The organism is Parasphingomonas halimpatiens (assembly GCF_036663795.1).
Classification (GTDB): Bacteria; Pseudomonadota; Alphaproteobacteria; order Sphingomonadales; family Sphingomonadaceae; genus Sphingomonas.
This window is the reverse complement of the sequence record NZ_JAXOJP010000010.1, coordinates 73,332-96,705: the sequence shown is the minus strand read 5'-3', so window position 1 is coordinate 96,705 and position 23,374 is coordinate 73,332. Positions and strand designations below refer to the sequence as shown.

The window sequence follows — 23,374 nt, the reverse complement described above, 5'->3', positions numbered from 1 at the left end:
GCTCAATTGCCGACGGCAGCGGTGGACTGGATTCCGGCGACGATGCTCGCCGCGCCGAACAGGATGAAGCAGCCGATGATCACCGTTGCGCCGTAACGCCAGTTGATCCGGCCGGTGAGCATCAGGAAACCAACCGACGCCACCGCGATGATCGCGACCACCGTGGCGACCGTGCCGAGCAGTGTGCCCTGCAGCCAGCGCACCGCCGATACCAACGCACCCGAACCGGCAGGATCAGCCAGCGCACCCTGCGCCGACGCGGCGTTCGCCTGTACCGCCGCCAGGGCAGACGCCGCCCAGGCCCAAGACTTTCGAATAATCTTCAACGCACCACCCCAGTCGAATCCCCGCGATTCGTGACGGGGGACAGTGCGCGCTCAACGCCCAAATGCCAAGCCTCGTCGATGGCTTTCGGCGGCGTCCCGCGATCGGACAGATGTTAACCGAACTCTGCGCTGGCGGCACTGGTAAACAACACGTTAACATTCCGGCATGGAACAGCAGATCGCCTATGCGGGGGCTTCCCGTCATCCGTTTCGCAGCAGCATCCTCGCGGCCAGCGCCGCACGGCGCAAGCGCGCCGACGATGAGGATATCAAGCTGTTCGCGTTGAGCTTCACCGCGTTCTTCGTCTGCTTCTACACTTTCATCTTTTAGGCGCTTCGCCGACGCTCAGTCGCACGCCTGGTGCAGCTTCTGCGCGATCCAGGCCGCGCCCAGGCACATCGCCGCCACGACGAGCAGCGTGCCAAGCGGTGAGACGCCGATCGCTGCCAGACCAATCACGAAGGAAAGGCCGACCACCATCGCGCCCGAATTGACGACATTGTTCGCCGCGACGGTGCGCGCGGTCTGGTCGCTGGTCACCGTCGTGGTGAGGAAGGCGTAGAGCGGCACCACGAACATGCCGCCCGTCACCGCGATCGCCATCAACGTAGCGACCAGCGGCATGGTACGCGGCAAGGCGGCGAACTCGATCCAGTTGTAGAGGTGCCCGGTTTCCGGTGCCGGCCAGGCCCGCATCAGGGTCGAGAAAAGGACGAACAACAGTCCCATCGCGATGACCGATGCCGGAGCGAAGCGCGCTGAAACGCGGCCGCGCAGCATGCGGTTGATCGCCACCGAGCCGACCGCGATGCCGATCGAGAACAGGGCGTTGAGCGTGCTCGCGACGCGCTGGTCGGCAAAGAGGATGTTTTTTACCAGCGGCGGGAAGGTCGCGATGACGATCGCACCGATCATCCAGAAAAAGCTGATCGCGCAGATCGCGAGGAACAGGCGCGGGATGTGCATCGTCGCGTTGACCAGTCGCCACGACGAGGTGAACGGGTTGTAGTTGATCTCCAGCCGCGCCCCGGCGCGCGGGGCAGGGGGCACTTTCATCGCGGTTAGCCTGCCGACCACGGCCAATGCGACGGCGACGATGGCGGCCGCATCGACCGACAGCCAGCCTGCGGCGATGGTGCCGAGCAGGATGGCGAGGTAGGTCGATGCCTCGATCAGGCCGGTGCCGCCGAGCACGTCGTCCGCGTCGAGATGCTGCGGCAGGATGGCGTATTTGATCGGGCCGAAAAAGGTCGAGTGAATGCCAAGCGCCAGCACCGCGCCGAGCATCATGCCGATGCCGATGGTGGTGAGACCGTTTCGCGCCAGGATGAGCCCGGCACAGCCACCGATCATGATGAGGATTTCAACCGTCTTGACGATGCGGATGATGCGACTCTTGTCATTGGTATCGGCAAGCTGACCGGCCAGTGCAGAGAGCAGGAAGAAGGGGATCAGGCTGAGCGCCGTGGCGATGGCGGTAAAGCCGAACTCGGCCTTGGGATCGTGCAGCACGTGATAGGTGACGAAATACACCATCATCTGCTTGAACAGGTTGTCGTTGAAGGCCCCGAGGAATTGGGTGACGAACAGCGGCAGGAATCGGCGCTCCTTCATCAACCCGAGCGCGCTGTGCATGTTTTGGTCCGGCCTCGTTGCGGCGATGTGAAGGCGCAGCGCATAGCCGAGCGGTAGCCACAGCAGCAAGTCGCTTGTCCCGGTGTGATACGTAGGGATACAGCATAGGGATGCTGACGTTGCCCAACATTCTCACGCTTTCGCGAATCATCGCGGTGCCGCTCCTCGTCTGGGCGCTGTGGTGGCCCGCCTGGCCGACCGGCTATGCCATCGGCTTCGCGCTCTACTGCTTGATGGGCATCACCGACTATTTCGACGGCTATGTCGCCCGCGCGCAGGGCGCGGTGTCGCGACTCGGCATCTTCCTCGATCCGATCGCCGACAAGATCATGGTGGCGGCGGTCATCCTGATGCTCGTCGCGACGCACGACATCGCCGGGCTGAGCCTGATCGCCGGGATCATCATCCTCTTGCGCGAGATCGCGGTGTCGGGGCTGCGCGAATTTCTGGCCCAGCTGCAGGTGTCGGTGCCGGTATCGCGACTGGCGAAATGGAAGACCACGCTGCAGCTCGTCTCGCTCGGCGGGCTGATCCTTGCCGGGGCGCTGCCGCAATGGCCCTTGCTGGCGACGATCGCGCTGGCGGCCTTGTGGGGTGCGGCGGTGCTGACGGTGATCACCGGCTGGGATTATCTCCGCGTCGGCCTCAAGCATATGGATTGACCGGCGTGGCGATCGAGATGCTCTATTTCGCCTGGGTGCGCGAGGCGATCGGCGTTGGCAGCGAGCGGGTTGATCCCCCCGCGACGACGAGCAGCGTCGAAGAACTGATCGGCTGGCTCGCCGGGCGCAGCGAGGGGCACGCCCGGGCCTTTGTCGACAGGAGCAGGCTGCGCGCGGCGGTCGACCAGACGTTCGTCCCGCTCGACTCGCCGATCGGCGGCGCGCGCGAAATCGCCCTGTTCCCGCCGGTCACCGGCGGATGATCCACGTCGCCGTTTCGTCCGACGCGATCGATGCCGGTGCCGAATTGCGCGCCACCCATCTCGCCGGCGCGGGCGGCGTCGCGAGCTTTGCGGGACTGGTGCGCGGCGACGATGGTGTCGAGACGCTGGCGCTAGAGCACTATCCCGGCGTCACCGAGGCGGCCTTACGGCGACTCGCCGAGGAGGCGGTGGCGCGGTGGCAGCTGATCGGTGTTCGCGTTGTCCACCGGGTCGGCGTGATGGTGCCGGGTGACGTCGTGGTGTTCGTCGGCGCGGCGGCGGCGCACCGGGCGCCGGCGCTCGAGGCCTGTGCCTATCTGATCGACCGGCTCAAGACCGATGCGCCCTTCTGGAAGCGCGAGACCCGCGCCGACGGCACGCGCTGGGTCGAGCAACGCGACACCGACCGCGCGGCGGCGGCACGCTGGGAATGACATAATGCGTCCCGCCCCACGAGGGCAGGGGCGGCGTATTATGTCAGGGGTGCTGGGCGGCGGCGAGCACGCGGGCGAGCAGCTCGAAATCGCGCTCGCGCGGGCTGGCGCGGCGCCACACCAGCGCGATCTTGCGCGATGGATTGTCGGCGTCGAGGACGCGCGCGATGAGCCTTGTGTGGTCGAGAATCCCCGCACGGATCGCCATTTCGGGCAGCATCGTCACGCCAAGACCGTTGTCGACCATCTGCACCATGGTGTGGAGCGAGGTGCCGAGCATCGTCGCTTCGGCGCGCATCTCCGGCCGGTTGCACGCGGCGAGCGCATGGTCCTTCAGGCAGTGCCCGTCTTCCAGCAGCAACAGCCGGGTCTCGTCGATCTCGTCGGCGCGCATCGGCACCGGGCCACCGCCGATCTCGCTTTCGGGGCCGGCGACGAACAGGCGGTCCTCGAACAGGATGCGCGACGATACTTCGCCACAGGCATAGGGCAGGGCAAGCAGCACGCAGTCGGTGCGGCCGTGATTGAGCCCCTCGCAGGCGAGCGCGCTGGGTTCCTCGCGCAGGAAAAGCTTGAGGTCGGGATAATCGGCGCGCAGCCGCGGCAGGATCCGGGGCAGCATGAAGGGCGCGATGGTCGGGATCACGCTCATCCGCATCTCGCCCGACAGCGGCCGGCCGGCGGCACGCGCGAGGTCGCCGAGTTCGTCGGCTTCGCGCAACACCCGGCGCGCCTTGTCGGCGATGCGGTCGCCGAGCGGCGTGAAGCGCACGACGCGCCGCGTGCGCTCGACCAGCGTAACGTCGATCAGCGTCTCGAGTTCGCGGATGCCCGCCGAGAGCGTCGACTGGGTGACGAAGCAGGCGTCGGCCGCGCGGCCGAAATGTCCGTGATCCTTCAGCGCGACGAGATATTGCAGCTGTTTGAGCGTCGGTAGGTAGGTTGCCATTTATCGCCTCAGTCGATCAATAGGCATCAAATAACCTGCTTGCTCGATTGAAATCCACTCTTATATGCGGTGCAGCATAGAGGGCGGCCGACCGCCCCGTTGCGACCGAGGATGTCGATTGGCCCACCCCATTTTTGGCAGGAGGCCGCAATATGTTGACCGTTGGCGACAAGTTCCCGGATATCACCGTTCCCGTGCAGCAGGGCACCAGCGCACTCCCCGCCGGCGAGACGATCAACGTGCTCACCACTGCACCCGGCAAGTGGAAGATCGTGTTTTACTGGCCGAAGGATTTCACCTTCGTCTGCCCGACCGAGATCGTCGGTTATGCCGGCCTGAAGGGCGATTTCGAGGATCGCGATGCGGTGCTGATCGGCGCCTCGACCGACACCTCGCACGTTCACCTCGCCTGGCGGAAGTCGGATCCCGATCTCGCCGCCGCCGATTTCCCGTGGATCGCCGACAATGGCGCCAAGCTGGCTTCGGCGCTCGGCATCGTCGACGCCGATGAGGCCGTCGCCTATCGCGCGACCTTCACGGTCGATCCGGACGGCATCATCCAGGCGGTGCAGGTCAACGGCCTGAACGTCGGCCGCAATCCGGCCGAGACGCTGCGCGTGCTCGACGCGCTGCAGACCGACGAGCTGTGCCCTTGCAACTGGAACAAGGGTGACGAGGTGCTGAAGGTTGCGGCCTGATCAGCGCGATGTGGCCGGCGTAACCAGCCAGCCATGATCGGGATGGCGCTGCTCCCGCCCGAGCAGGGGCAGCGCCTTCTGATCCACGCGTTCCAGCGTGATGCCGCGTTCCGCAAACAGCGCGATGATCTGTTGGAAATATTCGGTGCGATGCACTTCGATCATGAAATGGTGTCGCTGATTGATCCATTTCTTCGCGCCGCCGAGTACCCGCATCTCACCGCCATCGACGTCGATCTTGATCAGCGCGCGGATATCGCTGTCGGCCTCGGGCAGCCAGTCGAGGGCGATGACTCGCTGCTTCAGCCCGAGCCCGACGAAGAAGGGCCGCAGCTGGATGGTATCGGCATCATAGCCTGCTTCGGCCCGTGCCTGTCGGAGTCGCTCGATATGCCGTTCGTCGGGCTCGAAGGCGATGGCGCGGGGCTGGCGGTAGCGCGCGATCGCGCGTGCCGCGCCAAAGGTGAAATAGCCGTCATTGGCACCGATATCGATGATCAGGTCGGTGTCGGGCAGGACCGCTCTCAGCCAGGCGGCATGCTCATATTCGTAGAGGCCGAAGACCTTGCGCAGCGAGGATCGTGGATTGGAATGAAAGCTGCCACCGCGAAACGGGCCGAAGAGGATCGGAAGTTTCATGTCGCGGGCAGGCAACGCCCGCTTCAACAGATCAATCGGCATCATCATCTCATCGTCTTTCGGCGAGCCACCTACCAGAACTAGCGCCATTTCGGATCATTTCAATCATCGCTCCATGGAGAATATCATGTCGCTCAAGGACTTTGCGGGCACGCTGCCCGATTTTGCCAAGGACATTCGCCTCAACGTCGGCTCGCTGCTCAACGAGCCGGTGCTCAACGATCAGCGCAAGTTCGGGCTATTCCTTGCCTGCGCCCATGCCACGGGCCACAAGCCGCTGGTCGAAGCGACCGAGGCCGAGGTTGCCGACAAGCTGTCGCCCGAAGCGGCCAATGCCGCGCGTGCTGCTGCGGCTGTGATGGCGATGAACAATGTCTATTATCGTTTCACGCACCTTGCGGGTAACGACGAGTATCAGCGCATGCCGGCCAAGTTGCGCATGAACGTGATCGGCGCGCCGGGCATCGACAAGGTCGATTTCGAGCTGTTCAGCCTCGCCGTCAGCGCGATGAACGGGTGCGGCATGTGCATCGACAGCCATGAGCAGGTGCTCAAAAAGGCCGGTGCTACCGCCGAGACGATCCAGACAGCGGTGCGGATTGGCGCTGTGATGAAGGCGGTCGCCACGGTCCACGCCGCAGTCGCATAGACGGCGCCGTGTCCCCGAGCAGGCAGGAGCGCGAAAGTTATTTGTTCAGCGCCTGGTAGATCGACCAGGCGCTGGTCAGCGTCAGCAGCGTACCGACCATCGCCATCAGGCCACGGGCCGGTACGCGCTTGGCGAGGATGCCGCCGAGCGGTGCTGCGACCAGCCCGCCGATCAGCAGGCCGGCGGTCTGCAGTGTAAAGGCGGCAAGGCCCATCTGGGCAATGAAGGTCGCCGAGATCGTGGCGGTCAGGAAGAACTCGCTGGTATTGACCGTGCCGATCGTCTGGCGCGGGCTGGCGCCCTGAACGAGCAGGTTGGAGGTCACGACCGGCCCCCAGCCGCCGCCGCCCGCCGCGTCGAGAAAACCGCCGGCAAATCCCAGCGGTTCGATCACCTTGGGCGTGCGCGGCTCGATCGCGCCGCGCCACGCCCGGTACAGCAGATAGAGGCCGATCGCGGCGAGATAGGCCATGACGAAGGGGCGTGCGACCGAGGCATCGATATTGGCCAGGACATAGGCGCCGAGGATCCCGCCGAGAACGCCGGGGATGACCAGCCGGCGAAACAGCCGCCAGTCGACATTGCGGTGGACGATGTGGCTGACCCCGGAGGCCGCGGTGGTGAAGGTCTCGACGGCATGGACGCTCGCCGAGGCCACCGCCGGCGGCAGCCCCATGACGGTGATCAGCAAGGTCGAGTTGATCAGCCCGAAGGCCATGCCGAGCGCGCCATCGACCAGCTGCGCGCCAAAGCCGATCGCGATGAACGGCAGCAGCGCCTCCAACGTCTCGGGCGAAAACCAGCTCATCGCGGACATATCGGGCGGATCATGACGACGAGAGATTGGGTCCAGATTCAAATCCGACAAGGTTGATGGGCATTGCGTCGCGCGGCTTAGCGACCAGCCGGTCCTTTAATTCGCCGGATCGAACGACTACATCGTACCAAGCGTAACAGGGGACGCACGATGTCGGGCCGTTTCTTTGCCTATCTCGATTCGATCAAGGCGCGCGATCCCGCGCCGCGATCGCGCGCCGAAATTCTGCTCTATCCGGGCGTCTGGGCGCTCGGTTTCCACCGCGTGGCACACCGTCTGTTCCGCTGGCGGCTGTATTTTCTTGCCCGGCTGGTCAACCATATCTCGCGTTTCCTGACCGCGATCGACATCCATCCCGGCGCGACGATCGGGCGCAATTTCTTCATCGACCATGGCTTCGTAGTGATTGGCGAAACCGCCGAGATCGGCGACAATGTGACGATCTACCAGTGCGTTACGCTGGGCGGGACGAGCCCGGACAATGGCGTCGCCGGCAAACGTCACCCGACGATCCTCGACAATGCCATCATCGGCTCGGGCGCGCAGGTGCTCGGCCCGATCACGCTCGGCAAGGGTTCGCGCGTCGGCGCCAATGCGGTCGTCACCAAGGACGTGCCGGCAGGCGCGGTGATGGTCGGGATTCCGGCGCGGGCGACGATGGTCGAGGGCGGGCAGAAGCCCGACAGCTTCCTCGCTTATGGCACGCCGTGCAGCGAGATGTTCGACCCCGCGACGCAGAAGGTCGAGCTGTTGCGCTGCGAACTCGAGACGATGCGCAAGCGGCTCGATCTCTTGCTCGCCGAGCAGGAGCAGGTGCGCGATCGTGCCTGATCGTCGCTGATGGGTACGGTTACGCCGTTTCCCGTACCGCGCGGGCGGCCGACGCAGATCGGCTTCGAACGCCTCGAGCTGACGCGCATTCTCGACCTTTATGGCCGCATGGTTTCGGCCGGGCACTGGCGCGACTATGCCATCGAGCTCGGCCAGGACGCAGCGGTGTTCGCCGCCTTCCGCCGCGCGACCGAACGCCCCGAATTCCGCATCGAAAAGCGCCCGGCGCTGCGTCAGAAGCAGGGCATGTGGGCGTTGGTCGGGGAGAACGGCGTCGTGCTCAAGCGCGGGCATGAGCTTGGCCCGGTGCTGGCCCCTGTCGAGCGGCGGCTGATGAAGCTGGTCGCTGAATAGACAAATGGCCCCGCCCGTTGCCGGGCAGGGCCATCGATGTCGGCGCCGGGAACGATGACGGCGTTCAGGTGTGAACGATCGTGCCCACCGGCGGCAATCGGTTCGCCAGTCCACCGAGCAATCCGACGATATGCGCGCGGGTGGTCTGCCAGAAGGCCGAGAGCAGCAGCAACGCCGAGCCGATCACCAGCGCGGTGAAGGCCCAGGCGAGTTCGACCGCGCCGGCGCCCTGGAACAGCGAGTACATCGCGTAGAGCACATAAGCGAGGCTCGACACGAGCAGCGCCCGCCGGTCGACCGCCAGCGCGACGAAGGCAAAGGCGACGTAGAGCGCGATCACCACCACCGCCATGCCGATGCCGATCGGCGCATCGAACACGCCGAGCAGTTGGAACAGCGCGTGCGCGATCATCGGCGCGGCGGCGAGATGCAGCCAGAAGGCGACGTCGGCACGCCGGGTGCGGCGCTCGCGGTCGCTGGCATCCCACATCATCGCCAGGCCGAACATCACCAGGCCGGCAACGAGGATCGGCGCGTAGATGAAATCCTGCGCGTGCGGGATATAACCCACCACCATCGCCAGCATCACGCCGACCACGGCGACCGCGCCGGCGGCGACGGTGATCGGCACCATGAAGCGCCGCCAGTGCAGCCAGGCGGCGAAGGCGGTGACCGCACCGATGATCGCGGCCAGCGTACCGATGACGGGTTCGGGATGGTCGCCGAAATGTAGCTTTGCCCACGCCTCGAGCGCGTCGCCGTTGATGACGATCAGCCCGACCTGGGCCGCACCGACGCCGCCGACAAAGGCGAGCAGGAGCAGGATGCTCGGCAGCGCCATACGGCGCGTGCGGGTGAAATATTCCGCCAGGCCCCAGCTGGTGGCCGCGACGAGGGCGCCGGCGAGCGGCAGGGTGATCGATTGACCAAGCCACGCCATGCCGACCAGCACCGCGGCGGCGGCGATCGAGACGAAGATGTCGTTGAAGCCGGTGAGCAGCCGGAAATGTTCCTCGTCGACGGCGGGCGCCGACTGACTCAGCGCGATATGGTCGCGCAGTGCGGTGGCGGCTTCGCGCGTTATCGCGCCCGCCGCCACCGCGCCATCGATGTCGCTTTCGCTGTACATGGCAATCCTCCCTGTTGAAGGAAGAGGTTTACCACATGTGTATTGCTATCGCAATACACTAAGGCGGTGCGAGCTTATCCCTGCAAGCGCTTGAGAATGAGCATCGTCTGCTCGGAGCCGGATTGCGGCGTAATCTCACCGGTGCGGTCGGTGATCTCGGCCCAGTGCGCCGCGACACCCTCGGGCGAGAGATCGTCACCGGTGAGCAAGGCGCCCTGGGTCAGCGTGACATAGGCCGCCTGGAAGACGCCAGCGCCGGCGCCGATGATGGCGTTGGTCGGCGAATCCTCGCTGACCAGATAGAGCGCGGCAGGCACGACCTTTTCGGGGGCGAAGGCCGCGAAGGCCTCGGGCGGAAAGAGATCCTCGGTCATCCGCGTCCCGGCGACGGGCGCGATCGTGTTGACCTTGATGTTGTTCTTGGCGCCTTCGAGGTAGAGCGTCTTGGTCAGCCCGGCGAGGGCGAGCTTGGCGGCGCCGTAATTGGCCTGGCCGAAATTGCCGAACAGCCCGGTGGACGAGGCAGTCATCAGGATGCGGCCGTAATTCTGCGAGCGCATCGTCTCCCACACCGCCTTGGTGCAGTTGGCGGAACCGTTGACGTGGACGTCGAGCACGAACTTGAAATCGGCAGGCTCCATCTTGGCGAAGCTCTTGTCGCGTAGCACGCCGGCATTGTTGATCAGGATATGGACGCCGCCCCAGGCGGCTTTGGCCTGTGTGACCATCTCGACCATGTGATCGTAATCGGTGACGCTGCCGCCGCTCGACATAGCTTCGCCGCCGGCCGCCTTGATCTCCTCGACCACCTTGAGCGCCGCGTCGGAATGGCCGGTGCCGTCACGCGATCCGCCGAGATCGTTAACGACGACCTTGGCGCCGCGCCGTGCCAGTTCGAGCGCATAGGCGCGGCCAAGGCCCCCGCCGGCTCCGGTGACGATGGCGACGCGGTCCTTGAAGCTGATGGTCACGATGAGCGCTCCTATGTGATGTCGGAGCGTCTCCTAGTCGTCTCGCGCCAGTCTGTCAGCCACCGCGTTGCCGGCACTTGTCGAACTGGCCGCGCTTGCAGATCGGATAATGCGGCAGTGGTGGCGGCGCGGGATAGGCCTGGGCGGGTGTCTGGGGGTCGGGGACGAAGATCACGGGCTGGCCGGGCTGGGGCGGGGCACTGAACAGCGGTGCGGTAGGCTGATAGCCGCCGCGCGGATCGGCGGCGGTCTGCGGGCTGGTGTCCTGTGCCGGCGGTGCAGTCTGCGCACTCGCGGCCGTGGCCGTGGCGAAAGCCATTACCAATATGAGTCGTCTCATGCGAACCTCCACGCAAAAATAGTGACGGCCGGGACGAAGCGCGTCCCGGCCGCGATCAGATCATTTGTGATGACGACGGTGATGCATCGTGTGCGCGCCGCCGCCGCCGTTACCCGGCTCCATGCACTTGTCGAACTGGCCACGCTTGCAGATCGGATAGTGGTCGAGCGGCGCCGGCGCGGGCAGCGCGGTATCAGGCGAGGGCGACGCCATCGCCACGACTGGCTGGCCTGGGGCGGCCGGCATCGACATCGGCGGTCCCGCCGGTTGCTGGCCGCCACCGGCGGCGGCAGCGGCATTGTTGGACGGCAGATTGCCTTCCTGGGCGCGCGGGCCGGTGGAGGGGGTGGGGGAGGTCGACAGCGTCGTGTTGGGAATGCCGTTGGTGGTCGCGGCGGGGGGCGGCGGTGCCGCCTGATCCTGCGCGTAAACGGGCAGCGCGATCGTGGCGAGCGCCACGGCGAACATGATTTTCATGCGGGGTCTCCTAATTCGGGCGCTTCGAGGCGCACGGTTCGGAAAACGCTCTATCGCGCGATTGGCTCCGTCGTTTCGGCAGGGATTCGATTTGCCATGGCTCAAGGGCGGGCTGAGATTGTCGGAATTTTCCCCAGCCCGTTCGTTTCGAGCAAAGTCGAGAAACAGCAACAGGCGCTCCGCCAGGTTTCTCGACTTCGCTCGAAACGAACGGGTTCAGGAAAAGTCATACCGCTCTAGCAGCAGCCTGGCGGCGGCCCCGCCTCCCCCGACGTTCGCCGGGCGAGACGGGACAGTGCCGATGGAAACCTACGCCCCCGAATCCAGCGCATACCCCGCCGAGCGCACCGTGCGGATGATGTCGGGGCGGTCGGTGCCGTTGATCGCCTTGCGCAGGCGCCGGATATGCACGTCGACCGTGCGCGATTCGATGTCCGAATCATGCCCCCACACGGCATCGAGCAGCCGCTCGCGCGAGAACACCCAGCCGGGATGTTCGAGGAAATGCTTGAGCAGGCGGAATTCGGTCGGCCCGAGCTGGACGACCTGACCGCTGCGGCGCACCTTGTGGCCGACCATGTCCATCTCGATGTCGGCGTAGCTCAGCTGCTCGCCGGCGAGCGCCGGGCGCACGCGGCGCAGCACGGCGCCGACGCGGGCGACGAGCTCGCGCGGCGAAAAGGGCTTGGTGACATAGTCGTCGGCGCCGGTTTCGAGGCCGCGGACGCGATCCTCTTCCTCGCCGCGCGCCGTCAGCATGATGATCGGGACATTGGCGGTCTCGGGCATGCGGCGCAGCCGGCGGCACACCTCGATCCCCGAAAGCCCCTCGACCATCCAGTCGAGCAGCACGATGTCGGGGGTCGCCTCCTTGGCGAGCAGCAGCGCCTCCTCGCCATCGGGGGTCTGCGTCACCTCGAAATCCTCGCGGTTGAAATGCCAGACAAGCAGCTCGGCGAGCGCCGCATCGTCTTCCACCAGCAACATCTTGGCCCGTGCCATCTTCATTCCCCTGTCGGTAAGGTTGGGTGTCGGTCGTGCATCACGCGGCGTTCGCGCCGCGATCGGTGAGCTTGGTGCCGGTCGCGGCGAAATAGACCATCTCTGCGATGTTGGTCGCATGGTCGCCGATCCGTTCGAGATTCTTGGCGACGAACATCAGGTGCGCGACCTGGCTGATCGTCTTGGGATTCTCGATCATGTGCGTCAGCAAGGTGCGGAAAATGCTGTCATAATAATTGTCGAGCGCATGGTCGCTCTCGCACACGCGCACCGCCGCCGCTGCATCGCGCGCGGCAAAGGCGTCGAGTGCGGCGTGGACCATTTCGCGCGCCATCCGCGCCATCGCCGGCAAGGTCGAGATCGGCTCGATCCGTGTTTCGCTGACGATCAGCGGCACGCGCTTGGCGATGTTCTTGGCATAGTCGCCGATGCGTTCGATCACGCTGGCGATTTTGAGCGCGGCGACCACCTCGCGCAGGTCGTTGGCCATCGGCGCGCGCAGCGCAATGATCCGCACCGCCAGCCGTTCGGCCTCGGCCTCGATCAGGTCGATCGCGCGATCGGCCGCGCGGACCTGTCCGGCCAGCTCGGCGTCATTGCGCTGCAGCGCGACGATCGCATCGGCGATCGCCTGTTCGGCCAGGCCGCCCATCTGCGCGATCGATGCGCGCAGATGGGCGATATCCTCGTCGAACGCCTTGACGGTGTGCTCGTTGCCGATGGGCATGATCGTTCAGCTCCTCAGCCGTACCGGCCGGTGATGTAGTCGCGGGTCCGCGCTTCGCGCGGGTTGGTGAAGATGTCCGAGGTCGAGCCATATTCGATCAGCTCGCCGAGGTGGAAAAAGGCCGTGCGCTGCGACACGCGCGCCGCCTGCTGCATGTTGTGCGTGACGACGACGATCGCGTAGCGGCCCTTGAGCTCGTGGATCAGTTCCTCGATCCGCGCGGTGGCAACCGGGTCGAGGGCCGAGCAGGGTTCGTCCATCAGGATCACCTCGGGGTCGACCGCGATCGCGCGCGCGATGCACAGCCGCTGCTGCTGGCCGCCCGACAATGTCGTGCCGCTGTCGCCGAGCCGGTCCTTGACCTCGTCCCACAGCCCGGCACGGTGCAGCGACCGCTCGACGATTTCCGCGAGCTGCGCCTTGCCCGTGGCGAGGCCATGGATGCGCGGGCCATAGGCGACATTCTCGAAGATCGACTTGGGGAACGGATTGGGTTTCTGGAACACCATGCCGACGCGCGCGCGCAGCTGCACAACGTCCATCTCGGGGGCGTAGATGTTGACCCCGTCGAGCTCGATCTCGCCTTCGACGCGTGCGCTGGCGACGGTGTCGTTCATGCGGTTGAGCGCGCGCAGGAAAGTCGACTTGCCGCAACCCGACGGGCCGATGAACGCCGTGACATTGTCGCTGTCGACGTCGATCGACACGTCCTTGATCGCCTGGACCGCGCCGTAGAAGACGTTGACGTGGCGCGCGGTGATCTTGGTTTTTTGGGGCATCACCAGCGGGTCTCGAAACGGTTGCGGAAATAGATCGCGATGCCGTTCATCGCGAACAGGAACAGCAGCAGGACGATGATCGCGGCGCTGGTCTTCTCGATGAAGCCGCGATCGATCTGGTCGGACCACAGGAAGATCTGCACCGGCAGGACGGTCGACGGATCGGTGATCCGCGCCGGTGGGGCCGAGATGAAGGCGCGCATGCCGATCATCAGCAACGGTGCCGTCTCGCCCAGTGCACGGGCCATGCCGATGATCGTGCCGGTCAGGATGCCCGGTAGCGCCAGCGGCAGGACGTGATGGAAGACGACCTGCACCGGCGAGGCGCCGATGCCGAGCGCGGCGTCGCGGATCGAGGGCGGCACCGCCTTGATCGCGTTGCGCGCGGCGATGACGATCACCGGCATCGTCATCAGCGCGAGCGTCAGGCCGCCGACCAGCGGCGCCGAGCGCGGCAGATGAAAGGTGCCGAGGAAGATCGCGAGGCCGAGCAGGCCGAAGGTGATCGACGGCACGGCGGCGAGATTATTGATCGAGACCTCGATCAGGTCGGTCCAGCGGTTATGCGGCGCATATTCCTCGAGGTAGAGCGCGGCGAGGATCCCGATCGGGAAGGCCAGGCCGAGCGTCACCAGCATGGTGTAGATCGAGCCCTTGAGCGCGCCCCAGATGCCGGCGTTGGTCGAATCGGTCGAGTCGCCGCCGGTGAGGAATTTGCTGTCGAAGCCGCGCGAGATGACCCCGCGCGCCTGAAGCATGGCGAGCTGGGCATTGGCCGTGGCATTGCCATGCCCCTTGGCGGCGCTGTCGATCGCGTCGTCGGTGGGGACGATGATCGTCGTCGCACGGCGCAGCAGGGTCGGATCGGCCTTGATCGCGGCGCGCACGCTCAACCATGCGCCGTCGGAGAGGAGCTGATCGCCACCGCGACCGAAGGCGGCGATCGCCGCGGCGTCGGTCGCGCCCTCGATATTGACGCTGGCCAGCGCAAGGTCGGCGCCGGGGCCGCGCAGCCGCGCCGGATCGAGCGCGATGCCGGCGCGCGGCAGGTCGATCGGCAAAGCGATGCGCGTCTGCACAAAGCCGCCAAGGCCGTTGCCGAGCACGGTGAACAGCAGGAAGGCGAGGAACGCGGCCGAGGCGACGACCGCGCCCAGCCCGAGCAGGTGGAAGCCGCGTTCGGCGCGATAACGCCGCCGCAGCCGCCGCTGCATCGCCGCGCCCTGCCAGTCGGTCGGCACGCGGGCGCGGGGGTCGGCGGGGCTATTCATAAGCCTCCCGGTAACGTTTGACGACGCGCAGCGCGAACACGTTGAGCAGCAGGGTGATGACGAACAGCACCAGGCCGAGCGCGAAGGCGGCAAGCGTCTTGGGGCTTTCGAAGGTCGCCTCCCCGGTCAGCAGGTCGACGATCTGCTTGGTCACGGTGGTCGCGCTGGCAAAGGGGTTGAGCGTCAGCGTGGCGACCCCCGACGCCGCCATCACCACGATCATCGTCTCGCCGATCGCACGGCTGATCGCGAGCAGCACGCCGCCGATCACCCCCGGCAGTGCGGCGGGCAGCAGCACCTTGCCGATCGTCTCCGAGGTGGTCGCGCCCATCGCCAGGCTGCCGTCGCGCATCGCGGTGGGGACCGCCGCCAGCGCGTCGTCGGCCATCGACGATACGAACGGGATGATCATCACCCCCATGACGAGCCCCGCCGCGAGCGCGCTTTCGCCCGACGCCGAGGCGATGCCGAGCGACAGGCCGAGCTGGCGCACCGCCGGCGCGACGGTCAGCGCGGCGAAATAGCCATAGACCACGGTCGGCACGCCGGCGAGAATCTCGAGCAGCGGCTTGATCCAGCGGCGCGCGCCGGCGCTGGCATATTGCGTCAGATAGATCGCGCTCATCAGCCCGAAGGGAATGGCGACGAGCATCGCGATGACCGCGCCGATGAAGAAGGTGCCCCAGAAGAGCGGCACCGCGCCGAGGGTCGCGCCGGGATGGCGCGGGTCGATCACCTGCGGGCTCCAATGCGTGCCGAGGAGGAATTCGTTTAGCGGCACGATGCGAAAAAAGCGCAGCGATTCAAATAATAACGAGCCGATGATGCCGATGGTCGTGAGGATGGCGAGCAGCGATGCGGCGAACAATGTCACCATCACCACGCGCTCGACCCGCGCGCGCGCCTTGAACCCGGGCTGGATGCGCAGCCAGGCCAGCCCGCCGCCGGCGATGGCGAGCAGCATTGCGACCACGCCGCCGATCCAGTCGTAGCGGCGCTGCGCCTTCGCATAGGCCGGGGCGAGTGTCTGCGACAGCGGATTGAACGCGCCATAGGCGCGGCCGGCAGCGAGGTCGCGCGCCTCGGACAGGATCACCGCGCGTTCGAAACGCGGCGCCGGCAAGGCGCGCGCCGCCGGCGTGTCGAGCACCGCATTGGTCACCAGCGCGGGCGAAATCACGATCCACGACGCGAAGAACAATGCTGCCGGCAGCACGGTCCACAGCGCAACATAGCTGCCGCCATGGATCGGCAGCGAGACCGAGCGTTCGCCAGGGCCTCGCCCCGCCATTGCCGCGCGCGCGCGACCGGTCAGCCAGCCGATCACGCCGAGCATGGTAAGAACGAAGAGGAGTGCGATGCCGGTCATGATGCGGTCAGCGCAGCCCCGTCGGGTCGAGCGTCGATTCTTGGCGGATCGTGTCGGCGGCGCGCGCGCGGACCTCGGGCGGGGCGGCGATCAGACCCTTGCGGACCATCGGTCCGTCCGGGCCCCACAGCCCGGCATAGGTTGCCAGAAACGACCGGAGCCCCTTGATCGCGCCGAGATGGGCCTTTTTGACATAGAGGAACAGTGGCCGTGAGCCCGGATAACGCCCCTCGGCGATCGTTTCATAGGTCGGCGCGACGCCGCTCAGCGGCAGGCCATCGACGGTGTCCTTATTCTCTTCGAGATAGGAATAGCCGAAGATGCCGACCGCATCGGGATTGGCGCGGAGCTTCTGGACGATGAGATTGTCGTTCTCGCCGGCATCGACATAGGCGCCGTCCTCGCGCACCGCGGTGCAGGTCGCGGCATAACCATTGGGGTCGCTGTCACGCTTCCGCGCCATCTCCGGCACGGCTTCTTCGCAACCGCGCGCGAGGATCAACTGCGCCAGCGCGTCGCGCGTGCCGCTGGTCGCGGGTGGGCCATAGACCTGGATCGCCACAGCGGGGAGCGCGGGATCGACATCATGCCAGGTGCGCGCGCGATTGACCACGCCGCCCGGCTTGGCGGCGATCGCGCGATACAGGGTCAACGGGCTCAGCGTCAGCGTCGGGCCACCCTTGGCCTGGGCGAAGGCGATGCCGTCGAGACCGATCTGCGCCTCGATCAGCGCGCCCGCGCCATGCGCCTTGCACTGGGCATATTCGCTCGCCGTTATCCGTCGCGACGCGTCGGCAATGTCGGGATGACCCGCACCGATCCCCGCGCAGAACAGGCGCAGGCCCGCGCCGGTACCGGTCGATTCGATCACCGGGGGTTTCATGTTCGGATTGCGGTCGACGAATTGCTCGGCGGCGAGCGCGGTGAAGGGAAATACCGTCGACGAGCCGACCACACGGATCTGGTCGCGCGAACCGACCCCGCCGCTGCCGGCCTGATCCTCGCACCCGGTCAGAGCGCAGGCTGCGATCAGCGCGAGGAAACGAAGCATGCGGACACTCCAGGAGGCGGGTGTCGCCGACCATCGGGACTCGGCCTAGCAACACTGCGTGACTGCCTGTGTGACGGTTATGCTACAATTTTGTGACAGTGGTCCCATGCGCGGGCAGCAGGATCGACACCGTCGTGCCCTTGCCGACCGTACTCGCGATGTCGAGCCGGCCGCGATGGCGCTCTACGACATGCTTGACGATCGCGAGGCCAAGCCCGGTGCCGCCCGCCGCGCGGCTGCGTCCGGCGTCGACGCGGTAGAAGCGTTCGGTGAGGCGGGGGATGTGTTCTGGGGCGATACCGTCGCCCTCGTCGGCGACGCTCAGGCGGATGATTCCGCTGCTGCCCTCGTGCAGCGCGACCCTTACCGGGGTGCCCGGCGCGCCATATTTCATCGCATTGCCGATCAGATTGTGCAGCACTTGGCTCAGCTGCGCGCGGTCGCCGGTCACCGGCGCGATGCCGGGCTCGATGTCGAGCGCGATTTCGTTGGTGCGGACATGCTGCGCATCCTGCAGCTCGTCGCGCACGTCGCCGATCAGCGCGGCGAGATCGACCGGCTGGTCGGGCAGGCGATATTTTTCCGCCTCGATCCGGCTCAGCGAGATGAGGTCCTGGACCAGCCGCTGCATGCGCCGCGCCTCGTCGAACATGATCTTGAGGAAACGGTTGCGCACGACCGGGTCGGCGCCGGCCTGTTCGTCGCCGAGCGTCTCGATATAGCCGAGGATCGAGGCGAGCGGGGTGCGCAGCTCATGGCTGGCATTGGCGACGAAATCGACGCGCATGCGCTCGGCGGCATAGCTGCCGGTCTGGTCGACGAGATGGACGATGCGCTGCCCGCCGCTGGCGCGCGCGACGCGCATCTGCCAGCGCTGGTCGAGCGTGCCGATGCCGACCAGGTCGACCGGCGCCTGCGGCGCGCCGGCGATCGGGTTGGCGAGCCGCTCGGCCGCGCCGGGATGGCGGATGGCGAGGCGCACATCCTCGCCGTCGATATGCCCGCCGAGCAGCTCGCGCGCCGGGGCATTGCTGTGCGTCACCCGCCCGTCGGCGACGACGAGCACCGGCTCGCCGATCGCGTCGAGCATTTCGTCGAGCGTCGGGGAAGAGGCGATGACCGGCGCCGCGGGGGCGGGCGTGAGCGCATCGCCATATTCGCCGATCGCGACGACAAGCACCGCGGCGACACCGCCAAACAGCGCGACGAGCATCGATTGCGCGTCGCCGCCGGTCACCAGCACGACGACCGCGGCCAGCGCGACGGTGCCGAGCGCGATCAGCACACGATGAGAAAATCCCGGGAGCATGTCGCGCCCCTTAGCGCAAACGTCGTTAACCCGGCCAGCCTTGCTTGCCAGCCCGTTTCGAATGTGAAAAGGCTCGGGAGATGAGCAAAGATGGTGAGCGGACGGGTGGCCAGGGTGCGGGCACGACGCGCCGTCGGGCGCTGATGCTCGGCGCGACGGGTGCGGTTGCGGTGGTGTCGATCCGCCCGGCGCTCGCGCAGACCGCCGCCTCGATGGCACATTGCGAGATACCGGTGCCCGATCCCGGCCGCGCCGGCAGCTATATCGGCGCCGACGGCACGCTGGTGCCGTCCGGTACCGTCGGCGCATTCCCCGCCTCGGCGCACCCGCTCAAGGGCGAGGACGTCAAGAACGCGCTCGCCGGCGGCCAATTGCCGGGGATGAGCGGCGAGCAGAGCCGCGCCTACACCAATTATATCCGGCGCCTGCAATCGGGCACCAGCGGCTTCACCTGCTTCGCGTCGTTGCAGATGCCGCGCGGCTGAGGTCCGCTTGGCCGACCCGCTCTATCGCATGGCGCGCGCCGAAGCGCTCCGCATCGTCCATCTCGACAGTTTCATCGCGGTCTATCATCGCAGTTCGGGCCTGACCCATCTGATCACCGCGCCCGCGCCGGAGATCATGGCGACGCTCGGCGAATCGGGCCTGACGCGCGCGGCGCTGGGCGAACGCCTGGCGGCCGATTTCGATCTCGCCGATCTCGACGATGCAGCGCTGGCCGAGCGGCTTGACGAACTGGTCGCCTGCGGGCTCGTCTCGGCGGCATGAAGCACGTCTTTTCGGTCAGGATCGGCCCGGTCGGCTTCCGTGTCGGCTCGGCCTGGCGCGCGCCGATCGCGCAGCTCGAAACCCTATATGCCGGCTATCCCAAACCCGAGGTGCCCGATTTTTCGGTGCGGCTGTTTCCGGTGCGGCCGTGGCGGCGCTTCGTCCGCCCGTCGGTGACGATTGGCGGCGACTTCATGCTGCCCGACGCCGCGCCGCTGCCGCTCGACCAGGGGTTGCTCGCGGCGGAAATGGGCATGAACCTGCAAATGGCGCTCGGTCAGCGGCGTTACCTGCTGCTCCATGCCTCGGCGGTCGAACGCGACGGCAAGGCGCTGCTGATGACCGGCGTGTCGGGCGCGGGCAAGTCGACGCTGTCGGCGTTGCTGTCGGCGCGCGGCTGGCGCTTCATGGGCGACGAGTTCGCGCTGATCGATCCCGAAACCGGGCTGGTCCACGCCTTTCCGCGCCTCGTCAGCCTGAAGAATGCGGCGATCGGCGTGGTGGCGGGCGCGTTGCCCGAGGCACGTTTCGGGCCGTTGCTCGCCGGCACCCCCAAGGGCGATATCCGCCACCTCGTGCCAGATGCTGCCGCGGTGGCGGCGATGGCGACACCCGTGGCGCCTGCCTTGCTGTTGTTTCCGAGCTACGGCTTCGAAGCGGCCGAACGCGCCGTGCCGCCGAGCGAGGTGTTCGTCCGCCTTACCCAGGCCTCGACCAATTACGTCGCGCTCGGCGAGCGCGGCTTCTCCGCGCTGACGCAGCTGGTGAAATCCGTGCCGGCGCGCGCTATCGATTATCCCGATACCGACAGCGCGGCGGCGCAGGTCGAAAAGCTGTGGGCCGCGCTGTGAGCGACGGCTGGCTGCTCGCCCGCGTGCTGCGCGACCCGCCCAGTGCGTTGATGCTCGACGCGGAAGGCTGGACCACGCTGATCGCCGTCGCCCGTGCCGAGCAGATGATCGGCACACTCGCCATCCGGCTCGGCGACCTCGCCGTGCCGGCGGATGTCGCGCGGATCTTCGCCGATGCCCAGGCTTCCGCCGCGCAGGGTCAGGTGGTGGCGTTGTGGGAGGTCGAGGCGGCGCGCCGCGCGCTGGCGCCGCTCGGCGTGCCGGTCGTGCTGCTCAAGGGTTCGGCCTTTGCGGCGGCCGGATTGCGCGCCGGGGAGGGCCGCTCGATCGGCGATCTCGACATTCTCGTGCCGCGCGCGGCGCTTGACGGTGTTGAAGCAGCGTTGCTCGGGGCTCGCTGGGAATGGGTCAAGCCCGATCCCTATGACGACGCTTATTATCGTCGCTGGATGCACGAACTGCCCCCGCTGATCCACCGCGACCGCGACCGGATGATCGACGTCCACCACACGATCCTGCCGCTCACCGCGCGGATTACGCCGGACGCCGCCGCCTTGCTCGCCGACAGTGTCGAGATCGCGCCCGGCGTCCGCGTGCTCGCCCCCAACGACATGCTCGTTCATGCCGCCGCGCACCTCTTCGCCGATGGCGATCTGGCGGGCGGGATGCGCAATCTTTGGGACGTTCATTGCCTGGTCGCGCAGTTCGGGACGCAAGGGCTCGAAGCGCGTGCGGCACATCATGGTTTGCGGCGCGAAGTTGCCTGTGCCGTGCGGCTTGCCGCCGCGCTTTACGGTGATCGAGCGGCGCTGACCCTTGGCGATCGTCTCTATCTGCGCCGCGTCACTGCGCGCGATGGCTGGGGCAGGGCGACGCGACCCGTGACGCGGCTGGCCTTCTACATGCGCTCGCACTGGTTGCGCATGCCGCCGATGATGCTGGCGCGGCATTTATGGACCAAATGGCGTCGGGAGCGGGGCGCTTAGCGGACCGAAAAATGCGCTGGCGCGGCCGCCTCGGGCGCCGGTCGCTATGGCGTTGGCGCGCACGTCGTGGCAGGGCAGGGTGATGGAAAGCGCATCGATCGCCGCGATCATTCTTGCCGCCGGGCAGGGCACCCGCATGAAGTCCGACCTCCACAAGGTCCTGCATCCCATCGCCGGGCGCGCGATGCTGCTCCACCTGATCGACAGCGTCGACCGTGCCGGTGCGACCGAGCGCGTCGTCGTCGTCGGCAAGGGCCGCGAGCAGATCGAGGCCGCCGTTGCCGGGCTGGGCGTCACGACCGCGCTGCAGGCCGAGCAACTCGGCACCGCGCATGCCGCGCTGCAGGCGCGTGAGGCACTGGCCGGGTTCGAGGGCGTCGCGATCGTCTGCTTTGGCGACACGCCGTTCCTCTCGCCGCATACCATCGCCGCGATGGCGGCGCGTCTTGGAGCCGACGACGCGCCGCGTGTCGCGGTGCTCGGTTTCCGCCCGCCTGATGCAAAAGCCTATGGCCGCATCCTCGCCGACGATGATGGCGCGATCACCAAGATGGTCGAATACAAGGATGCCTCGCCGGCGGAGCGCGCGGTCAACCTGTGCAATTCTGGCGTAACCGCCGTCCGCGCCGCCGATCTCTGGCCGCTGCTCGCGCGGGTCGGCAACGACAATGCCGCCGGCGAATATTATCTGCCCGACATCGTCATGCTCGCTTTGGCCGATGGCGACCGCGCCGTGGTCGTCGAAACCGACGCCGACGAGGTAATCGGCATCAACAGCCGCGCCGACCTCGCTTATGCCGAGGCACGCTGGCAGACGGCGCGGCGCAACCAGGCGATGGACGCCGGCGCCACGCTGATCGCGCCGGAAACCGTGTGGTTCGCCTGGGACACGCAGATCGGCCGCGATGTGACGATCGAGCCCAATGTCTTTTTCGGCCCCGGCGTCAGCATCGCCGACGGTGCGACGATCCACGCCTTCAGCCATATCGAGGGCGCGACCGTCGGCGCGGGCGCCGAGATCGGTCCGTTCGCGCGGCTGCGGCCCGGCGCGGTGATGGGCGAGAAGTCCAAGATCGGCAATTTCGTCGAGATGAAGAAGGCGGTGCTCGGCAAGGGCGCCAAAGCCAATCATCTGAGTTATCTCGGCGATGCCGAAATCGGCGCCGGCGCGAATATCGGCGCCGGGACGATCACCTGCAATTATGACGGTTTCTTCAAATATCGCACGGTGATCGGCGAAGGTGCGTTCATCGGCTCCAATTCCGCGCTGGTCGCGCCGGTGACGATCGGCGCCGGGGCGATCGTCGGCGCCGGCTCGGTCATCACGGCCGATGTGGAAGCCGACGCGCTGGCCATTGCGCGCGGCAAGCAGGAAGCGCGGCCCGGTCGTGCCAAGCGCTTCCGCGAGGTGATGGCGGCGAAGAAGGCCAAGCCGGCCGCTTGACATGATATCGCGATATGATATCGCGATATCATGCGTACGTTGATCGATGTTCCAGACGACGACATCAAATGGCTCGACCGGGTTGCTGCCGAGCGGGGAAAGTCGCGCGCGTCGATGGTGCGTGAGGCGATATCGGCGTTTCGCGCCGAAGCCGGCAAGGACTGGATCGCCCGCGGTGCCGGCTATTGGAAGGGTCGCCACGACATCGGCGACGCCATCGAATATCAACGCGCGATGCGTAAGGATCGCGACGACGGCGGATCGGCGTGAGCGACCCATTCTTCGACACCAATATCCTGATCGACTGGCTTTTCGATCGCCCGCCTGCGATCGCGGAACTCAGCCGCTATCGCAGGCATCGGATCAGCCGGATCGTCTGGACCGAGCTGCTCGCCGGCGAGACCGCTGAAACGCGTGAGGAGGTTCGCGCGTTGCTCCAGCCGTTCGAAGTCGTGGAACTCGATGAGCGTACCGCGCGGCTTGCCGCGGATATCCGGTATCGCCTGCGGATGAAATTGCTCGATGCCATGATCTTCGCCACGGCCCAGGTGAATGGCGCAATCCTCGTCACCCGCAACACCAGGGATTTCCCGGCCAATATGCCTGGCATCCGCGTCCCCTATACCCTCTAGTTCGAGAGAC

At 66.6% G+C, this 23,374-nt stretch carries 31 protein-coding genes; 15 read left to right on the top strand and 16 right to left on the bottom strand.

Going from position 1 to position 23,374, the window contains the following annotated elements; all coding sequences use genetic code 11:
• Window positions 1-2: 2 nt before the first annotated feature.
• Window positions 3-320 (bottom strand): TrbC/VirB2 family protein, encoded by a 318-nt coding sequence (locus tag U1839_RS12570; RefSeq protein ID WP_443030613.1) that lies wholly within the window; start codon window positions 318-320, stop codon window positions 3-5.
• Window positions 321-492: 172 nt separating this feature from the next.
• On the opposite strand from U1839_RS12570, the gene U1839_RS12565 reads away from it, so the two are divergent.
• The gene (locus U1839_RS12565; RefSeq protein WP_332803962.1) at window positions 493-657 is read left to right on the top strand and encodes a hypothetical protein; all 165 of its coding nucleotides are present in this window, start codon (window positions 493-495) and stop codon (window positions 655-657) included.
• A 15-nt stretch (window positions 658-672) separates the two neighbouring features.
• Here U1839_RS12565 and U1839_RS12560 read toward each other — a convergent pair whose 3' ends face one another.
• Window positions 673-1,962 carry an MFS transporter gene (locus tag U1839_RS12560; protein ID WP_332803961.1) on the bottom strand — a complete coding sequence of 430 codons (1,290 nt, stop codon included), beginning with the start codon at window positions 1,960-1,962 and terminating at the stop codon, window positions 673-675.
• Between the two features lie 110 nt (window positions 1,963-2,072).
• Between U1839_RS12560 and pgsA the strand changes: the two genes are divergently transcribed.
• Genes pgsA through U1839_RS12545 form a run of 3 tightly spaced genes read left to right on the top strand, consistent with a single transcriptional unit; the run spans window position 2,073 to window position 3,321 of the window.
• Window positions 2,073-2,624, top strand: coding sequence for a CDP-diacylglycerol--glycerol-3-phosphate 3-phosphatidyltransferase (gene pgsA / locus U1839_RS12555; protein ID WP_332803960.1), 552 nt, complete (start codon window positions 2,073-2,075; stop codon window positions 2,622-2,624).
• A 5-nt stretch (window positions 2,625-2,629) separates the two neighbouring features.
• The gene (moaD, locus tag U1839_RS12550) at window positions 2,630-2,887 is read left to right on the top strand and encodes a molybdopterin converting factor subunit 1 (RefSeq protein WP_332803959.1); all 258 of its coding nucleotides are present in this window, start codon (window positions 2,630-2,632) and stop codon (window positions 2,885-2,887) included.
• The gene (locus tag U1839_RS12545; RefSeq protein WP_332803958.1) at window positions 2,884-3,321 is read left to right on the top strand and encodes a molybdenum cofactor biosynthesis protein MoaE; all 438 of its coding nucleotides are present in this window, start codon (window positions 2,884-2,886) and stop codon (window positions 3,319-3,321) included. Before moaD ends, U1839_RS12545 begins: the two co-directional genes overlap by 4 nt.
• A 43-nt stretch (window positions 3,322-3,364) precedes the next feature.
• On the opposite strand, the gene U1839_RS12540 is transcribed toward U1839_RS12545, so the two are convergent.
• Window positions 3,365-4,270, bottom strand: a complete 906-nt coding sequence (locus U1839_RS12540) for a hydrogen peroxide-inducible genes activator (RefSeq protein WP_332803957.1) — start codon at window positions 4,268-4,270, stop codon at window positions 3,365-3,367.
• Window positions 4,271-4,422: 152 nt separating this feature from the next.
• Here U1839_RS12540 and U1839_RS12535 point away from each other — a divergent pair, with 152 nt between their 5' ends.
• The gene (locus U1839_RS12535; protein ID WP_332803956.1) at window positions 4,423-4,968 is read left to right on the top strand and encodes a peroxiredoxin; all 546 of its coding nucleotides are present in this window, start codon (window positions 4,423-4,425) and stop codon (window positions 4,966-4,968) included.
• On the opposite strand, the gene U1839_RS12530 is transcribed toward U1839_RS12535, so the two are convergent.
• Window positions 4,969-5,607 (bottom strand): FkbM family methyltransferase, encoded by a 639-nt coding sequence (locus U1839_RS12530; protein ID WP_332803955.1) that lies wholly within the window; start codon window positions 5,605-5,607, stop codon window positions 4,969-4,971.
• Between the two features lie 127 nt (window positions 5,608-5,734).
• Between U1839_RS12530 and ahpD the strand changes: the two genes are divergently transcribed.
• Window positions 5,735-6,256, top strand: a complete 522-nt coding sequence (gene ahpD / locus U1839_RS12525; RefSeq protein WP_332803954.1) for an alkylhydroperoxidase, AhpD family — start codon at window positions 5,735-5,737, stop codon at window positions 6,254-6,256.
• Between the two features lie 37 nt (window positions 6,257-6,293).
• Here ahpD and U1839_RS12520 read toward each other — a convergent pair whose 3' ends face one another.
• Window positions 6,294-7,073 carry a sulfite exporter TauE/SafE family protein gene (locus U1839_RS12520; RefSeq protein WP_332803953.1) on the bottom strand — a complete coding sequence of 260 codons (780 nt, stop codon included), beginning with the start codon at window positions 7,071-7,073 and terminating at the stop codon, window positions 6,294-6,296.
• 150 nt (window positions 7,074-7,223) lie between these two features.
• Here U1839_RS12520 and epsC point away from each other — a divergent pair, with 150 nt between their 5' ends.
• Complete coding sequence (gene epsC / locus U1839_RS12515) at window positions 7,224-7,904, top strand: serine O-acetyltransferase EpsC (protein ID WP_332803952.1); 681 nt, start codon at window positions 7,224-7,226, stop codon at window positions 7,902-7,904.
• Between the two features lie 9 nt (window positions 7,905-7,913).
• Window positions 7,914-8,258 carry a DUF2794 domain-containing protein gene (locus tag U1839_RS12510; protein ID WP_332803951.1) on the top strand — a complete coding sequence of 115 codons (345 nt, stop codon included), beginning with the start codon at window positions 7,914-7,916 and terminating at the stop codon, window positions 8,256-8,258.
• Window positions 8,259-8,322: 64 nt separating this feature from the next.
• On the opposite strand, the gene U1839_RS12505 is transcribed toward U1839_RS12510, so the two are convergent.
• From U1839_RS12505 to U1839_RS12455, 11 genes are all read right to left on the bottom strand, one after another.
• Window positions 8,323-9,387, bottom strand: coding sequence for a hypothetical protein (locus tag U1839_RS12505; protein ID WP_332803950.1), 1,065 nt, complete (start codon window positions 9,385-9,387; stop codon window positions 8,323-8,325).
• 74 nt (window positions 9,388-9,461) lie between these two features.
• Entirely contained in the window at window positions 9,462-10,358 is an 897-nt protein-coding gene (locus U1839_RS12500) for an SDR family NAD(P)-dependent oxidoreductase (RefSeq protein WP_332803949.1), read from the bottom strand.
• A 55-nt stretch (window positions 10,359-10,413) separates the two neighbouring features.
• Window positions 10,414-10,677, bottom strand: a complete 264-nt coding sequence (locus tag U1839_RS12495; RefSeq protein WP_332803948.1) for a hypothetical protein — start codon at window positions 10,675-10,677, stop codon at window positions 10,414-10,416.
• A gap of 81 nt (window positions 10,678-10,758) precedes the next feature.
• Window positions 10,759-11,175: a hypothetical protein gene (locus U1839_RS12490; RefSeq protein ID WP_332803947.1), complete on the bottom strand. Its 417-nt coding sequence runs from the start codon at window positions 11,173-11,175 to the stop codon at window positions 10,759-10,761.
• 309 nt (window positions 11,176-11,484) lie between these two features.
• Window positions 11,485-12,177 carry a phosphate regulon transcriptional regulator PhoB gene (phoB, locus tag U1839_RS12485; RefSeq protein ID WP_281127039.1) on the bottom strand — a complete coding sequence of 231 codons (693 nt, stop codon included), beginning with the start codon at window positions 12,175-12,177 and terminating at the stop codon, window positions 11,485-11,487.
• A gap of 40 nt (window positions 12,178-12,217) precedes the next feature.
• On the bottom strand, window positions 12,218-12,904 hold the full coding sequence (phoU, locus tag U1839_RS12480; RefSeq protein ID WP_281127040.1) for a phosphate signaling complex protein PhoU: 687 nt from the start codon (window positions 12,902-12,904) through the stop codon (window positions 12,218-12,220).
• Between the two features lie 14 nt (window positions 12,905-12,918).
• Window positions 12,919-13,683 (bottom strand): phosphate ABC transporter ATP-binding protein PstB, encoded by a 765-nt coding sequence (gene pstB / locus U1839_RS12475; protein ID WP_332804017.1) that lies wholly within the window; start codon window positions 13,681-13,683, stop codon window positions 12,919-12,921.
• Window positions 13,683-14,954 (bottom strand): phosphate ABC transporter permease PstA, encoded by a 1,272-nt coding sequence (gene pstA / locus U1839_RS12470; protein ID WP_332803946.1) that lies wholly within the window; start codon window positions 14,952-14,954, stop codon window positions 13,683-13,685. Before pstA ends, pstB begins: the two co-directional genes overlap by 1 nt.
• Window positions 14,947-16,323 carry a phosphate ABC transporter permease subunit PstC gene (pstC, locus tag U1839_RS12465; RefSeq protein WP_332803945.1) on the bottom strand — a complete coding sequence of 459 codons (1,377 nt, stop codon included), beginning with the start codon at window positions 16,321-16,323 and terminating at the stop codon, window positions 14,947-14,949. Before pstC ends, pstA begins: the two co-directional genes overlap by 8 nt.
• Before the next feature lie 7 nt (window positions 16,324-16,330).
• Window positions 16,331-17,374, bottom strand: coding sequence for a substrate-binding domain-containing protein (locus tag U1839_RS12460; RefSeq protein ID WP_332803944.1), 1,044 nt, complete (start codon window positions 17,372-17,374; stop codon window positions 16,331-16,333).
• 82 nt (window positions 17,375-17,456) lie between these two features.
• Window positions 17,457-18,683, bottom strand: coding sequence for an ATP-binding protein (locus U1839_RS12455; protein WP_332803943.1), 1,227 nt, complete (start codon window positions 18,681-18,683; stop codon window positions 17,457-17,459).
• Window positions 18,684-18,763: 80 nt separating this feature from the next.
• On the opposite strand from U1839_RS12455, the gene U1839_RS12450 reads away from it, so the two are divergent.
• From U1839_RS12450 to U1839_RS12420, 7 genes are all read left to right on the top strand, one after another.
• On the top strand, window positions 18,764-19,168 hold the full coding sequence (locus tag U1839_RS12450; RefSeq protein WP_332803942.1) for a hypothetical protein: 405 nt from the start codon (window positions 18,764-18,766) through the stop codon (window positions 19,166-19,168).
• A gap of 7 nt (window positions 19,169-19,175) precedes the next feature.
• On the top strand, window positions 19,176-19,451 hold the full coding sequence (locus U1839_RS12445) for an HPr-rel-A system PqqD family peptide chaperone (protein ID WP_332803941.1): 276 nt from the start codon (window positions 19,176-19,178) through the stop codon (window positions 19,449-19,451).
• Window positions 19,448-20,302: an HprK-related kinase A gene (locus U1839_RS12440; RefSeq protein ID WP_332803940.1), complete on the top strand. Its 855-nt coding sequence runs from the start codon at window positions 19,448-19,450 to the stop codon at window positions 20,300-20,302. The genes U1839_RS12445 and U1839_RS12440 overlap by 4 nt, the downstream gene beginning before the upstream one ends.
• The gene (locus U1839_RS12435; protein ID WP_332803939.1) at window positions 20,287-21,288 is read left to right on the top strand and encodes a nucleotidyltransferase domain-containing protein; all 1,002 of its coding nucleotides are present in this window, start codon (window positions 20,287-20,289) and stop codon (window positions 21,286-21,288) included. Before U1839_RS12440 ends, U1839_RS12435 begins: the two co-directional genes overlap by 16 nt.
• A gap of 82 nt (window positions 21,289-21,370) precedes the next feature.
• Window positions 21,371-22,732 (top strand): bifunctional UDP-N-acetylglucosamine diphosphorylase/glucosamine-1-phosphate N-acetyltransferase GlmU, encoded by a 1,362-nt coding sequence (glmU, locus tag U1839_RS12430; protein WP_332804016.1) that lies wholly within the window; start codon window positions 21,371-21,373, stop codon window positions 22,730-22,732.
• Between the two features lie 30 nt (window positions 22,733-22,762).
• Window positions 22,763-23,002, top strand: coding sequence for a ribbon-helix-helix protein, CopG family (locus tag U1839_RS12425; RefSeq protein WP_332803938.1), 240 nt, complete (start codon window positions 22,763-22,765; stop codon window positions 23,000-23,002).
• Window positions 22,999-23,364, top strand: a complete 366-nt coding sequence (locus tag U1839_RS12420) for a type II toxin-antitoxin system VapC family toxin (RefSeq protein ID WP_332803937.1) — start codon at window positions 22,999-23,001, stop codon at window positions 23,362-23,364. The genes U1839_RS12425 and U1839_RS12420 overlap by 4 nt, the downstream gene beginning before the upstream one ends.
• The last annotated feature ends 10 nt before the right edge of the window (window positions 23,365-23,374 follow it).